This is a genomic window from Pseudomonas sp. GW821-FHT07F05 (genome assembly GCF_059418765.1).
Genome location: NZ_JBWKQL010000001.1, coordinates 275,506 through 289,583, shown reverse-complemented (window position 1 = coordinate 289,583; position 14,078 = coordinate 275,506). Strand labels below are relative to the sequence as shown.

General features: G+C 59.8%; 15 protein-coding genes. 3 read left to right on the top strand and 12 right to left on the bottom strand.

Going from position 1 to position 14,078, the window contains the following annotated elements; genetic code table 11:
• Positions 1-74: 74 nt before the first annotated feature.
• The 5 genes from AC07RO_RS01420 to colR all read right to left on the bottom strand — a co-directional run bounded on the left by AC07RO_RS01420 (position 75) and on the right by colR (position 3,849).
• The gene (locus AC07RO_RS01420; RefSeq protein WP_108120736.1) at positions 75-302 is read right to left on the bottom strand and encodes a hypothetical protein; all 228 of its coding nucleotides are present in this window, start codon (positions 300-302) and stop codon (positions 75-77) included.
• Complete coding sequence (locus AC07RO_RS01415) at positions 299-1,018, bottom strand: lipopolysaccharide kinase InaA family protein (RefSeq protein WP_495085090.1); 720 nt, start codon at positions 1,016-1,018, stop codon at positions 299-301. Before AC07RO_RS01415 ends, AC07RO_RS01420 begins: the two co-directional genes overlap by 4 nt.
• A 4-nt stretch (positions 1,019-1,022) precedes the next feature.
• Positions 1,023-1,691 (bottom strand): class I SAM-dependent methyltransferase, encoded by a 669-nt coding sequence (locus AC07RO_RS01410; RefSeq protein ID WP_282373406.1) that lies wholly within the window; start codon positions 1,689-1,691, stop codon positions 1,023-1,025.
• Positions 1,692-1,853: 162 nt separating this feature from the next.
• Entirely contained in the window at positions 1,854-3,176 is a 1,323-nt protein-coding gene (locus AC07RO_RS01405; RefSeq protein WP_495085089.1) for a sensor histidine kinase, read from the bottom strand.
• Complete coding sequence (colR, locus tag AC07RO_RS01400) at positions 3,166-3,849, bottom strand: two-component system response regulator ColR (RefSeq protein WP_037014624.1); 684 nt, start codon at positions 3,847-3,849, stop codon at positions 3,166-3,168. The genes AC07RO_RS01405 and colR overlap by 11 nt, the downstream gene beginning before the upstream one ends.
• Positions 3,850-4,083: 234 nt before the next feature.
• Here colR and AC07RO_RS01395 point away from each other — a divergent pair, with 234 nt between their 5' ends.
• Entirely contained in the window at positions 4,084-4,827 is a 744-nt protein-coding gene (locus tag AC07RO_RS01395; RefSeq protein WP_495085088.1) for a phosphatase PAP2 family protein, read from the top strand.
• Between the two features lie 586 nt (positions 4,828-5,413).
• Here the strand turns inward: AC07RO_RS01395 and groL are convergent.
• The 5 genes from groL to AC07RO_RS01370 all read right to left on the bottom strand — a co-directional run bounded on the left by groL (position 5,414) and on the right by AC07RO_RS01370 (position 10,187).
• The gene (gene groL / locus AC07RO_RS01390; protein WP_133772246.1) at positions 5,414-7,057 is read right to left on the bottom strand and encodes a chaperonin GroEL; all 1,644 of its coding nucleotides are present in this window, start codon (positions 7,055-7,057) and stop codon (positions 5,414-5,416) included.
• A gap of 49 nt (positions 7,058-7,106) precedes the next feature.
• Positions 7,107-7,400 (bottom strand): co-chaperone GroES, encoded by a 294-nt coding sequence (locus AC07RO_RS01385; protein WP_065992178.1) that lies wholly within the window; start codon positions 7,398-7,400, stop codon positions 7,107-7,109.
• 253 nt (positions 7,401-7,653) lie between these two features.
• The gene (locus AC07RO_RS01380; protein WP_192171743.1) at positions 7,654-8,160 is read right to left on the bottom strand and encodes an FxsA family protein; all 507 of its coding nucleotides are present in this window, start codon (positions 8,158-8,160) and stop codon (positions 7,654-7,656) included.
• A gap of 66 nt (positions 8,161-8,226) precedes the next feature.
• Positions 8,227-8,958 carry a HugZ family pyridoxamine 5'-phosphate oxidase gene (locus AC07RO_RS01375; RefSeq protein ID WP_495085087.1) on the bottom strand — a complete coding sequence of 244 codons (732 nt, stop codon included), beginning with the start codon at positions 8,956-8,958 and terminating at the stop codon, positions 8,227-8,229.
• A 221-nt stretch (positions 8,959-9,179) separates the two neighbouring features.
• Positions 9,180-10,187: a DUF481 domain-containing protein gene (locus AC07RO_RS01370; protein ID WP_065992174.1), complete on the bottom strand. Its 1,008-nt coding sequence runs from the start codon at positions 10,185-10,187 to the stop codon at positions 9,180-9,182.
• Between the two features lie 160 nt (positions 10,188-10,347).
• Here AC07RO_RS01370 and AC07RO_RS01365 point away from each other — a divergent pair, with 160 nt between their 5' ends.
• Both AC07RO_RS01365 and AC07RO_RS01360 read left to right on the top strand, forming a co-directional pair.
• Positions 10,348-10,716 carry an MGMT family protein gene (locus AC07RO_RS01365; protein ID WP_192171745.1) on the top strand — a complete coding sequence of 123 codons (369 nt, stop codon included), beginning with the start codon at positions 10,348-10,350 and terminating at the stop codon, positions 10,714-10,716.
• A 42-nt stretch (positions 10,717-10,758) separates the two neighbouring features.
• Positions 10,759-12,324, top strand: a complete 1,566-nt coding sequence (locus tag AC07RO_RS01360) for an AmpG family muropeptide MFS transporter (RefSeq protein ID WP_369305562.1) — start codon at positions 10,759-10,761, stop codon at positions 12,322-12,324.
• Positions 12,325-12,500: 176 nt separating this feature from the next.
• Here the strand turns inward: AC07RO_RS01360 and AC07RO_RS01355 are convergent, their stop codons facing one another.
• Together AC07RO_RS01355 and AC07RO_RS01350 are read right to left on the bottom strand one after the other, a co-directional pair.
• The gene (locus AC07RO_RS01355) at positions 12,501-13,349 is read right to left on the bottom strand and encodes a mechanosensitive ion channel family protein (protein WP_346627122.1); all 849 of its coding nucleotides are present in this window, start codon (positions 13,347-13,349) and stop codon (positions 12,501-12,503) included.
• Positions 13,350-13,500: 151 nt separating this feature from the next.
• On the bottom strand, positions 13,501-13,986 hold the full coding sequence (locus tag AC07RO_RS01350; RefSeq protein ID WP_065992166.1) for a YajQ family cyclic di-GMP-binding protein: 486 nt from the start codon (positions 13,984-13,986) through the stop codon (positions 13,501-13,503).
• Positions 13,987-14,078 lie beyond the last annotated feature (92 nt).

Genomic DNA, 14,078 nt, shown 5'->3' with positions numbered 1-14,078 from the left:
ACACGAACCTGGCCCCACCCCCACAAAAAAGGCCCCGATCTTCGGGGCCTTTAGGTCAGTGCAACAGAAAGGAATCAGCCTTGCGGTCCGCTTCCCTGGGCCAGGCCGAACATCAACAGCAGCAGATCGTGATCGGGCCGGGCCGTGTCAGACATCTTGGCCACCCGAGGCAGCGGGCAATGGCCTTCGCCATGCACTGCACTCAAAATCTTCGGCCCGGGCTGATCCCAGGCGGCCAACGCGATGGAAGTCACCCCCAACGCCCCGACCAAAAACAAACCTCGCGCCATTTCTAACTTCATCGCTGTAAACCTTTGATGGGCCTGCCAAACGCGGTCTCGTAAAAGTAGACCAGCTTGGTCCAGTCCGCTGGCTGAAACGACGAATGGCGACGCAGTTGTTTCATGTCGTGCTGGGCGGCGGCATAGGACGTCAGCCGCTGGCGGCACTTCTCGAGATCGAGCAGCGCCACTTCAGCCTTGGCGTTGGCGCCCTCGCCCACGACGCGAACAAAGACGTGCTTGATGTAAATGCAGCTGTGCTGCCAGCGACCCTTGTGCATACGGGCCAGGTTGCTGGCGATTTCCTGAAGCATCTGCTCGTACACGACTTCGCCGTGCTGCTCGCGACCGCCGGCACGCAGCCAGTTTTCGAATTCGTCGAAGCCATCCAGCGAGGCCGTGACCAGCAATGCACGCCACTCGTTGTTCTCATCGCGCTCGGCACCGCAGAACACCATCCGCGGCACATTGACGTTGAGCTGGCGAAGACCTTCCAAGGCATCACGCTCGCGAAGCACGGTGGGACGGCCAAACGGGTGCAGCCAGCTGCGATAGATATGGCCGGTCTGACGCTTCACATACAGCAGCCGACCGTTTTCCGAGACGACACGCTGCACGCCACTTTCACCGCCACGGCGCACATTGGGCTCTTCAACCCACTCACCCCGTGTGTTCCAGAAATAGTCGAAGCGGTCCTTGGCGGGAACGGCTAACTCTGTTGCGAAATCCACGGCCATCCTGTTACCTCTTACGTAATAGATACACACGCCACATGGCGTACATCGGCAGGAAATCCAGGCGCTCCTGAATCCGAAACCCTGCCTGTTCAAATTCGGCCTCTACGGTGGCCACCGGCAGCACGAAGCGATTCTGATAATCATGTTTCGGTCGCGACCCTTCAGCGCGGCGCCGCTTCCAGGCCTTGAAATTGCCATCCACCCACAGCGACACGATCACGCTGTCCCGGCTCACCCGGTGAAACTCTTTCAGCAGCACGGCGCGGTCTTCAGCCTTGCCAATGTGATGCATCAAGCGCATGCAGAAGATGCTGTCGACAGCGTTGTCCGGCATCTCGATGGCAAACGCCGATGTCTGCAGCGGCTGCACGCGCTTGACGATCTCCGCGGGTTGCGACTCGCAGGCAATCTTGACCATGGAAGCCGAGTTGTCCGCCCCGATGATCACCCGGTTGGCTTTCTCGGCCAGCACCGGCCAGAAACGTCCTGCGCCGCAGGGTAAATCCAGCACCAGCCCCGGTTCGCCCGCCAGCGCCAATGCGCGGCGTGCGAGTTGTTTGTCACGGCGATCAGACAGGCGCCTGGCCAGTCCATCGTTGTGTTTGCGCAAATACCTTTTAGCGTGTTCGTCGTCGTATTTACGTGAAAAATCCAGCTCGATCCGCTTGCTCATGGCCGTTTCTCCCTTAAATGAGAGGGCCAAACTAAGCAGCGAAGCGTCACGCTCAGGTCAGATGAATGTGAAAAAAGCGTCCGAAAAAGTGAACAAATGTTACGAGATTATTCAAGGACTTAGGGCCAGCATACGGCCATATCCCGGTCTGTTTTAGCACCTTTACACAGGCTGTACATTTGTCGACGGCAACCGAGCGGAGTCTTTGCCAGGGCGCAAACCCATGCCCACGCTGAACCGGCAGCCATTTGGCTCCATGGTGTCCAGGCTGACGGACCACCCCTGGTTCTCGCAGATACGCTGCACCAACGACAGCCCCAAGCCCAAACCTTCGCCCCGTTGCTCGGTACCGCGCACAAATGGCTGAAACATCGCCTCACGTTTTTCTTCCGGTATCCCCACGCCGGAATCCTCCACCATGAACCCGCCTTCTCGCAGGGTCAGGCGGATGAAGCCGGTGTCGGTGTAGTGCAACGCGTTGCGCAGTAAGTTGCCCATCACGGCATAGAGGAAGGTGGCGTTGTAAGCGGTATCGGAGGGCTCGCCGGGCAGGTATTCCAGGGTCAGCCCCTTGCGTTCGATCGGTTCGCGCCACAGGCTGATCAGCTGCTGGGCGGCGCCTTGCAGGGTCAGTTGCGGGTAAAGGGCGAGGTCATCGCGCTGGGTGCGGGCCAGCATCAGGAAGGTCTGCACCAGATCGCGCATTTCTTCGCACGCCCGCGCCACGCGCTCAACCTGGGCACGGGCGCGCTGATCCAGCGCCGGGTTCTCCAGCAGCAGCTCACAGGAACTGGCCAGCACCATCAACGGCGTGCGCAGTTCGTGGCTGACGTCGCTGGTGAACATCCGCTCACGGGTCAGGGCATCACGCAGGCGGCCCAGCGTGGCGTCGAAGGCCACCGCCAGCTCACCCACTTCGTCGGCGGCGTAATCGGGGGCGAGAGGCGGGGCGAGGCCGAGCAGCTGATCGCGATGACGCACCTGCCGCGCCAGCCGTACCACCGGCGCCATCACCCGGCGCGCCAATATCCAGCCGAGGAAGATCGCCAGCGCCAGCGCCAGCACAAAGCCCACCAGCACGACGGCGAACAGCACGCGCTCACGCTCTTCAAAATCGCTTTGGTCCTGAAGCAGCACATAGTGACGGCCGTCTACCACCTCAACCATGGCGTGGTAGGACAACGGCCCGCGAAACACTTCGTGAAAGCCCGGTTCCAGGTGACGCAAATCCTTCGGCAGCTCGAAATCCCCCGGGCCGCCGCTGAAGTAAAACAGCTGATCCGGCTCGGGGCGATGGCTCCAGTCGTTGACGCTGTCCATCAGCAGCAGACGCGTCAGGTCGCCGCCCAGTCCAGCCGAAATCAGCTTCTCTTCGACCAGGTGCACCGTCGCGACGATGCCCATGGCGAAGCACCCGGCAACCAGCGCGCTCATCAAGGCGAAGGCGATGATGATCCGTTGGGCGAGGCTCTGCTTAAACTCCATCACGCCCCTCGGCGAGGCGGTATCCGACACCGTGGACGGTCTGCAACAGCGGCTTGGCGAACGGCTTGTCGATGACCTGGCGCAATTGGTGAACATGGCTGCGCAGGCTGTCGCTGTCCGGGCAGTCATCGCCCCACAGGGCTTCTTCCAGCACTTCACGACGCAGGACGTGAGGGCTCTTCTGCATCAACACCGCCAGCAATTTCAGGCCCACCGGGTTGAGTTTGAGCAGACGCCCTTCGCGAGTCACTTCCAGAGTGTCCAGGTCGTAGATCAGATCGGCGACCTGCAGGGTACGCCTCCCGCCGCCCTGCGCACGACGCAATACAGCCTCGATGCGCGCCGCCAGTTCCGACAGCGCGAACGGCTTGAGCAGGTAGTCGTCGGCGCCGGAGCGGAAACCCTGCAGGCGGTCGTCGAGCTGGTCGCGGGCGGTGAGCATGATCACCGGCGTGTCGCGGCGCGCGTCTTCACGCAGGCGCTTGCACAGGGTGTAACCGTCGATGCCGGGCAGCATGATGTCGAGGACGATCAGGTCGTAATGCTCGGTGGCCGCCAGGTGCAGACCGGACAGGCCGTCTTGGGCACAATCGACGGTGTAACCCTTCAAACCGAGATAATCGGCGAGGTTTGCCAGGATGTCGCGGTTGTCTTCAACCAGCAGAATTCTCATGGCGCGTGTCTCCCTATGCGGTGTGGCGAGACCCGGGACACGGCGCGAGATGCCGTTCAACAAGGTCAGAGTTGGCGGCAGCTTACGGCGATGCGCGCTCAAGGGCCAGCACCTCCGTGCATAACGTTTTTTTCACTCGCGGTTCACGGCGCCGCGACAGCGTTCTGCTCAGACTTCGCACCGCTCTGGCTCAATAAACCCCCGCTCCCCCTCGCCCACTACACGGGATTTGCCATGTCACACGCACTCGAACGGCCCGCCTCACGCCCGATCAACTTCTGGGTTTATCTGGGCATCCCGGCCGTGACCGCCATCGTTCTGATCTTGCTGGAACTGACTTCGCTGGACATGGACATCGCCAAACTGGCCTACGACCCCGTAGCGGGCGAGTTCATCGGTCGGCACAGCTTCTTTCTCGAAGACGTCCTGCACGACCGAGCCAAACAAGCCGTCATCGCTATCGGCGTTTTGTCCTTCGTGAGCTTCATCGCCTCGTTCTTCGTCAACGTGCTGAAGCCGTGGAAACGCGAGTTGGGCTGCATGGTGCTGTCGATGGCGTTATCCACCAGCTTTGTTACGCCGGTGAAAGTCGTGACATCGGTGCAATGCCCGTGGAGCCTGAAAGAATTCGGCGGCCAGGAAACCTACAGCGAACTCCTCAGCCCCCGCCCGCAAACCGACAAACCCGGCCGCTGCTGGCCCGGCGGTCACGCAGCCACCGGCTTCACACTGTTCGCCCTGTTCTTCGTCTTCCGCGACCGCAAACCCCGCTTGGCCAAAGCCGGCCTGATCTTCGCGGCGGGCCTGGGCACCGTCTTCTCCGTCGGCCGAATGCTCCAGGGCGCGCACTTCTTCTCCCACAACATCTGGACAGCGGTGTTCTGCTGGCTGCTGTGTTTGGGGGCGTATTACTTTGTGCTGTACCGACCGGCCAAGAAGAAGGACGTGGTGGTGAATGGAGAAGCCGTTACAGGGTAATCGCCATTTCAGGATGACGCGGAGCGTCACGGGATGCATGCCCACGCAGAGCGTGGGAACGATCGGGGGTCAGACCAAAAATTGATGGCGCCCACGCGGGCCTCTTCCCGGCTAAAGCCGGTCCCACTGAAAGCACCGCGTACACCCTGTGGGATCGGCGGCGCTCCCCCGTAGGACCGGCTTTAGCCGGGAAGCCCTTGATCTGCTTAAACCCGCTTTTGATCTTCGTACACAAGAATTTCAAACACCGCCAAACGCGACTTGGGTGCAGGCTGACCGTAGGTCTCGCGGAGTGGGCCGAGCCGCAGGGATGCGGCGAGAGCGCCGTCAGGGCATGGATGCCCGTTCGGCGCGGGCCCACGGAGCGAGACCGGAGTGAAGGAACCCCGACGCAGGAGGGGCCAAACCAGGAGCAGGGCCTTTTTGGTTACTTTTTCGGCTCTTGGAAAAAGTGACCCGCCGTAAGGGCGGAAAGGTGAATCAGCCACACCACAAATAATGGATATGCCCCCCCACCAAGCCCAAAAAAAGCCCATAAAAAAACCCCGCCGAAGCGGGGTTTTTTCTACATCGGGGTACGGCTGGCTTACATCATGCCGCCCATACCACCCATGCCGCCCATATCAGGCATACCGCCACCAGCAGCCTTCTCATCAGCCACATCAGCAATCATCGCCTCAGTGGTGATCATCAGACTGGCGATCGACGAAGCAGCCTGCAGAGCAGAACGCGTCACCTTGGCCGGATCGAGAATACCCATCTCGATCATGTCGCCGTACTCGCCGCTCGCAGCGTTGTAACCGTAGTTACCAGTGCCCTGCTTGACCTTGTCGACCACAACGCTAGGCTCGTCGCCCGAGTTTGCAACGATCTGACGCAGAGGCGCTTCCACCGCACGACGCAGCAGTGCGATACCGACGTCCTGATCAGCGTTGTCGCCACGCAGTTCGGAAATCGCCTGCAGCGAACGAACCAGAGCAACACCACCGCCAGGCACCACGCCTTCTTCAACGGCTGCACGGGTTGCGTGCAGGGCGTCTTCAACGCGGGCTTTCTTCTCTTTCATTTCAACTTCGGAACCGGCACCGACCTTGATCACTGCAACGCCGCCCGACAGCTTGGCCAGACGCTCTTGCAGTTTTTCTTTGTCGTAGTCCGAAGACGTGTCGCCGATCTGCTGACGGATCTGCGCGATACGACCGTCGATGTCAGCACGAACGCCAGCACCGTCAATGATGGTGGTGTTTTCTTTGTTCAAGATAACGCGCTTGGCATTACCCAGGTGTTCCAGCGTAGCGGTTTCCAGGCTCAGGCCGATCTCTTCCGAGATAACGGTACCGCCAGTCAGAACAGCGATGTCCTGCAGCATGGCCTTGCGACGGTCGCCAAAGCCTGGGGCTTTGACCGCTGCAACTTTGACGATGCCGCGCATGTTGTTCACGACCAGAGTCGCCAGTGCTTCGCCTTCAACGTCTTCAGCCACGATCAGCAGAGGACGGCCAGCTTTCGCCACGGCTTCCAGAACTGGCAGCATTTCGCGGATGTTGGAGATTTTCTTGTCAACCAGCAGCAGCAGCGGGCTGTCCAGCTCGGCAACCATGGTGTCCGGCTTGTTGATGAAGTACGGGGACAGGTAGCCACGGTCAAACTGCATGCCTTCAACAACAGACAGCTCGTTTTCCAGACCCGAACCTTCTTCAACGGTGATAACGCCGTCTTTGGTCACTTTTTCCATGGCTTCGGCAATGATGTCGCCGATGGAATTGTCCGAGTTGGCCGAGATGGTGCCGACCTGGGCGATTGCCTTGGTGTCGGTGCAAGGCTTGGACAGCTTCTTCAGCTCGGCAACAATGGCGATGGTCGCCTTGTCGATGCCGCGCTTCAGGTCCATCGGGTTCATGCCGGCAGCGACGGCTTTCAGGCCTTCGTTGACGATGGCTTGGGCCAGAACGGTAGCAGTGGTGGTACCGTCGCCAGCGTCATCGTTTGCACGGGAGGCAACGTCTTTGACCAGCTGCGCGCCCATGTTTTCGAAACGGTCTTTCAGCTCGATTTCTTTGGCTACGGACACACCGTCTTTGGTGATCAGCGGAGCGCCAAAGCTTTTTTCGATGATGACGTTACGGCCTTTAGGGCCCAGGGTTGCTTTTACTGCGTCGGCCAGGACGTTGACACCAGCCAGCATTTTTTTACGGCCAGCATCGCCGAATTTAACTTCTTTAGCAGCCATGATCGTTATTCCTTAAATACTTTGTAGTAACGGGAAATGGGGTATCAACTCAGCCTTCGACGACCGCGAGAATTTCGTTCTCGCTCATCACCAGCAGGTCTTCGCCGTCTACTTTCACAGTGTTGCTGCCGGAGTAAGGGCCGAACACCACTTTGTCACCCACTTTCACGGCCAGCGCGCGTACTTCACCGTTGTCCAGGATGCGACCGTTGCCGACGGCGATGATTTCGCCACGGTTAGGTTTTTCAGCAGCCGAACCAGGCAGCACGATACCGCCAGCAGTTTTTGTTTCTTCTTCGCTGCGACGGATTACGACGCGGTCATGCAGAGGACGAAGCTTCATTGTCGATCTCCTAATTATGGTTTTTAAACGCCCGGTGCGGACACCGGCGGGTTAAAACATCCGGGCTTGCCGGTTACGGTTCGCGAGCGAACCGCAGAATACGGTCTGACGAAACGCGCCAGAAACCTTGCGGTGACCCATACATAAGGGCGAGCAAGCCGATTTCAAGGCTGACCCGAGAAATTTTTTGCATGAATGGCGGTCGCGAAAACGAACACGGCACCCGCAGGTGCCGTGTCGTAGTGACGTTGAATCACTTTTTATCGAGGGGTTCGAACTCGCCTTCGATCACTTCACCCTCAATGACTTCAGGGCGACGTGCTTCAGGGCGGGCAGCACCGGGGTGCATGGGACCTGGCGAATTCGCCGCATGCATGTTCTCGGCAAACGCACGCTGGCGCGCGGCCTGAGCCTCGGCGCGGTTACGCACCTTGCCGACGATCATGCGACGGGTGAACGGCATGAGAAACAGCAGGCCCAGCACGTCGCTGATAAAACCCGGCAGCACCAGCAAACCGCCGCCAATGGTCATCATCAAACCGTCGAGCATCTGCTGGGCAGGCAGCTCGCCACGGGCCAGACTCTGCCGGGCACTCAACGCGGTGGCGACACCGGCGATCCGCACCACGAAAACACCGAGCATCGACCCGGCAACGACCAACAGGAAGGTCGGCAGAAAGCCGATCGACATCCCGACTTTCACCAGCACGAACAGCTCGAGCACCGGAAAAAGCAATAAAAGCAGAAGAAAAACGCGCATCAAAGTGAGTTCCTAGACGGAAGAAGGCTTCCAGTAGACCTTACGTGACGTCGCAAAGTCGTTAATTCAAGCCTCGGCCTGTTCAAGCGTGGGCCATTTTTCAGCGTGAGCCAGGTGAACCAAGGCCTGGCGGACGTGTATCGGCGTATTACAGGGCTCTGCGAAGGCCAACCAGTGCAGACTTTGACCCACGCGCAGGTGCATGCCCTCGCTGTCGATGCCCACCAGCGTGGCGGGCTCGGTCTGTGGCAAACCGGCCAGCTCGACGTAGTGGGCGATGGCCTTGGCGTGATCGGCATTCATGTGCTCGACCATGCTGATCTCCGCAGCCCCGGCGAAGGGATTGGCCAATGCCGCGTCGTCCAGCCAGTGAATCGCGCCAAACCCGCCAATAAACCGGTAGCGCACCGGCTTCAGCACCCAGAAATCAAAATCGTGAGCACTGTGGTAACTCTCGGATTCAGGGAAATAACGGTAGTAACGCTGAGCGGCCGCTTCAATCTGCGCCTCGTCGCTGATCTTCTCGGCTTCGGCCATCAGCGTGACGCGCCCCACCGCTTGCACATCCTCGGCGCCGCGCTCGCCCACAAGCAAGGAACACTTGGCGTCGAGCTGCAGATTGTGGGTGTGCTGCGCGATGCGGCTGATGAGGATCAACGGACGGCCCTGGTCGTCCAGGCAATAAGGCACCACCGAGCCAAACGGGTAACCGGGCATCGACTTGGAATGGGTCGACAACACGCCGCGGTATTCCTTGAGCAGCAAGGTACGGGCTTGCCGGTTGGCGCTGGCGCTCATGTGAGGCTCCTGAACAGTAAAACGAAGGCATCGAAGGACGCGAAGCAGCAGACGGCGACGCAGGCCCCACGATAATCGTTATCGTAGGAAGGTGCCAGATTGAGCGGGGGTGACGATTTCGCGGAGGATTCGCGTAAGAAGCAAACGCTTGAAAATGAAACAAGCCAACGCACGCAGATCAGGTCGTCATCTGCGCACGCTCAGGCATTGATAAGGCTGTTTTACCAGGAAACACCAAAACCGGCGGTGTAGCGGGTCTTGTCCAGGTCGCCGTTGTCGGAGCCGCTGATGATGTCTTTCTCGGCCTTGAGGTTGAGCGACGCCCATTCTGTGACTTTGTAGCGCAGGCCCACTTCTGTCTCGAGGCTGTAGTCAGCCACGCCGCTGATAGGCTTGCCGACTTCACCGTTGGTGAAGAACTCGACCTTCTTGCCGATCAGGTAACGGTTGTAGTCCCAGGTGCCGGACACGGAATAGAAGTTGTCCTTCTCGCCGTTGGAATATTCGAAATCGGTGCGGTTAAGCAGCGCGCCGATTTTGAATGCGCCCAGTTCGTCGTCCCAGAACTGGTAGCCCGGACCGGTACCCACGGTGCGCTGACGGGCCAGGTCTTCAATGGTGTCACGCTTGTAGGTGATACGACCGTCCCAGAACCACTTGTCCGTGAAGAACCGGTCGACCGAGTATTCGGCGTCCCAGTTATTGGTGGTGGTCAGGCTGTCCTGCGATTCGCGGTTGTACTCGCCCTTGGCGTTGTGGCGCCACTGGCCATGGGTCGCGGAGGTCTTGAAGGCGATGTTGTAATCGTCGGTGTCGTTCTCGGCGCGCTGGAAGTCCAGTGCAGCGTCGACGTTGCCCTTCCAGACCAGATCGGTGACCACCGGCTTGGGCTTGATGATCTGCTGGATGCTCGCCAGTTCAACCGTCTTCGGCGCATCGCCATTGGCCAGCGTGACCTTGCCATCCTCGGCCGGCTGCAACGACTTGGACACTTCGCCAGTGGTGGCGTCCTGCTTTACCAAAAGGTGCTGGTCACTTTCCAGCGTCTTGATTTCCTTCCAGTCCAGCGGGACGTCGCCTGCATATTTGGTATTGATCAGCAGCTTGCCGCCGTCGAAGAACTTGATGGTCCCGGTCATCTTGTCGCCGTTTTTCAACCAGACGGTGTCGGCGAGCAATGGGGTAGAAGCAGTAGCAACAGCAACGCACAACAGGGTTCTGGACAACATAAGCAACGACAAGGCTCTGGTTCGCGGAGAATCGGGCATTATCCGGATAGATAACGGGTTGGCAATCGGCAGACCGCCGACACAGGTAACACTGACAGTAGGAAGTTTCCCTAGTTCCTTATCGAAAATTCCCGTTCATCCCTTTTACAGGAACGAATGCGTGATCGAACAATCATCGGCTCAAAACGACCCTGCCGGCCTCTCTCCCGCTGAGGCACGGCGCACGGCGTTATATCTCACACTGCATCAAGTGCCGGAAGGCAAGGTGGTCAGTTACGGTCAGTTGGCCGAGCTGGCCGGTTTGGGACGAGCGGCGCGTTTCGTTGGCAGAGCGTTGAGCCAGTTGCCGGACGGCAGCAGCCTGCCCTGGCATCGCGTGATTGGCGCCGGCGGGCGCATCAGCCTGGCCCCCGGAACCGTGTCCGGCGAGGAGCAACGGGCGCGCTTGCGGGCCGAGGGCGTGACCATCCGTAACAATCGTGTGGATATGCAGCGTCATGGCTGGCGCCCGACAGAGCACAACGGTTAGAGTGCGCGCTTTGTTTACGTAACCTGAGGCAGATTCCAGCCCATGCCCCGCAAAACCTGGCGCGCCGCGCTCGCCGCATATGCCAGCCCCTCTACATTTGTGCTCCTGTTGCTCGGCTTTGCCGCGGGCATGCCCTACATGTTGGTGTTCTCAACGCTGTCTGTCTGGCTGCGCGAAGCCGGCGTTGCGCGTGAAACCATTGGCTACGCCAGCCTGATTGGCTTGGCCTATGCCTTTAAATGGGTCTGGTCGCCGCTGCTCGATCAATGGAGCCTGCCTTTGTTGGGCCGGCTCGGCCGACGCCGCTCGTGGCTGGTGCTTTCGCAATCGCTAGTGACCCTGGGCCTGATCGGCATGGGGTTCTGTGACCCGCAGCAGCATCTGTCGTGGCTGATCGCGATTGCCGTGCTGGTCGCGTTCTCCTCCGCAACCCAAGACATCGCCATCGACGCCTACCGCCTGGAAATCGCCAGCGACAGCCAGCAAGCGACTCTCGCCGCCAGCTACATGGCCGGCTATCGCGTCGCCGCCCTCCTCGCCACTGCCGGCGCGTTGTATTTCGCCGAAGGCTTCGGCTCGACCGGCTTTGCCTACAAGCACTCGGCCTGGGCCGGCACCTACGTGCTGTTCGGCCTGCTCATGGTGCCCGCGCTGATCACCAGCCTGATCATGCGTGAACCGTCCGTGCCGATCCGCACCCAGCTGTCGGCCGTGCGCTACGGCTTTGCCCATCAACTGGCCTCGGTGTTCGTGCTTATCATTCTGCTGGTCTCGGTGCCGGCGATGTTCACCCAGCTGTACAACACCGATTTCGCCAGCGTGCTGTTTCAGGGCACCACCTGGAAAGACCTGCTGATGGAAGACCGCGCCTTTCTGCGCGCGATCCTCTACACGCTGCTGACCGTGGCCTGCCTGTCGTCCATGGGCCGCCGCGGTCTGGCGCCGGTGCTGACGCCTATCAACGATTTCATCCTGCGTTATCGCTGGCAGGCCTTTCTGCTACTGGGGCTGATCGCCACCTATCGCATGTCCGACACAGTCATGGGCGTCATGGCGAACGTGTTCTATATCGACCAGGGCTTTACCAAGGATCAGATTGCCAGCGTCAGCAAGATCTTCGGGCTGGTGATGACGCTGGCCGGTGCGGCGTTTGGCGGTCTGGCGATCGTGCGCTTTGGCATTCTGCCGATCCTGTTCATCGGCGGCGTGACCTCGGCTGCGACCAACCTGCTGTTCCTGATGCTGGCCGACATGGGCCCGAACCTGAAGATGCTAATCGTGACGATCTCGCTGGACAACTTCAGCTCGGGCCTCGCGACATCGGCGTTCGTGGCCTACCTGTCGAGCCTGACCAACCTCAAGTTCTCGGCCACCCAATACGCGCTGCTCAGCTCGATCATGCTGCTGTTGCCGCGCCTGATCGGTGGCTACTCCGGGGTCATGGTGGAGAAGCTGGGGTACCACAACTTTTTCCTGGCGACCGCGCTGATGGGCGTGCCGACGTTGTTCATGATCGCCCTGCACTGGGCGCAGGAAGCACGCCGGGAAGCGCGGGAAGAAGCGGCAGAACCCGAAGAGCCGGCCAAGCCTGCGGATTCGGTTCTGTAAAAAGATTCGCTGGCGAACCCTATCCTGTGGGAGCGCGTTTATGCACCACAGCGCGGCGTCTGAACGAGAGTGAGCGCGTACAAAGCAGCGAGGTCCATCGACAGATAGCCTTTCCCACTCAACAAAAAGCCCCGCACTCTCACGAGTCGGGGCTTTTTGGTTTCTGCGATCGAGCGTTACGCCTTTGCGGGCTGCTCATCCTGCACCACACGAATCACCCGCTGCGGGAACGGGATGTCGATGTTGGCCGCGCGCAGGCGGTCGCGGATTTCAGCGTTGAAGCGGTTCGACACGTCACCGAAGTCACCAGTCTTGGTCCACACACGCAGGGACACGGTAATCGAGCTGTCGCCCAATGCCGCGACCACCGCCTGGGGCGCCGGATCCTTCAGGATGCGCGGATCATCCGCCATGTCCATCAGCACTTGCAGCGCCTGCTTCAGATCGGCGTCGTAATCGATGCCCACGTCGAAGGTGATCTTGCGCGTCGGCTGACGGTTGGTGTTGGTGATGATGCCGTTGGACAGGTTGCCGTTGGGCAGGATCACCGTCTTGTTGTCGCCGGTGCGCAGCACGGTGTGGAAGATCTGAATCCCGTCCACGGTGCCCGACACACCCTGCGCTTCGATCCAGTCGCCAATGCGGAACGGACGGAACAGCAGAATCAACACGCCGCCGGCAAAGTTCGCCAGGCTGCCCTGCAACGCGAGACCGATGGCCAGACCCGCCGCACCGATTGCGGCCACGAACGAGGTGGTTTCAACCCCGATCATCGAGGCAACGCTGACGATCAGCAGTATCTTCAAAATGATATTGGTGATGCTGCTGATAAAGCCCTGCAACGCCAGGTCGACGTGGCGCAGCGCCAACAGCGCGCCCACGCGGGACGTCAGTCTATTGATCAGCCACCAGCCGACCAACAGGACGACCACTGCCAGCAGCACTTTGCTGCCGTATTGCATGACCATCGGGATCCAGGCCTGAGACGCTTTCACCAGATGGTCTACCTGGCCGTTTAAATCCAAGTCCATCTATTTCTCCTCGGGGTCGCGACATGGAAGGCTGAAACAACGGCGCCGAGTGGGCCCGTTATTTCAGCCAGACCTGCATTCGGACGCACAGGAACCCCTCGGGTTCCTGAGCCAACATGAAATCGCAGGGCAAATCGCGGGGGAATCAGTCGCGGAAGTTGTTGAATTGCAGCGGCATACCGAACTCGTGACCACGCAGAGCAGCGATCGCCTCTTGCAGGTCGTCACGCTTCTTGCCGGTGACGCGCACTTGCTCGCCCTGAATCGCAGCCTGAACCTTGAGCTTGGCTTCCTTGATGTGAGCGACGATCTTCTTCGCCAGCTCCTTGTCGATGCCTTCCTTGAGCGTGGCCTCCTGTTTCATGACCTTGCCGGACGCGAAGGGGTCCTTCAGCTCCAGGCACTGCACGTCGATCTTGCGCTTGACCAAGGCCAGCTTGAGGATCTCGATCATGGCTTCGAGCTGAAAACCTTCTTCGGCGGTCATCTTGATCAGCAGGTCTTTTTCCGTGAACTCGAAGCTGCCTTTGCCTTTGAGGTCGTAGCGGCGGTCCAGCTCTTTGATCGCGTTGTCGACGGCATTCGTGACTTCGTGTTTATCCAGTTCAGACACTACGTCGAACGAGGGCATTTAGATTCTCCAATTGATACGGCGCGGCTCGACATGTGGATGGAGCACGCCTGACTTGACGGTATGAAAGCCCGGTCATTATAACGAGACTT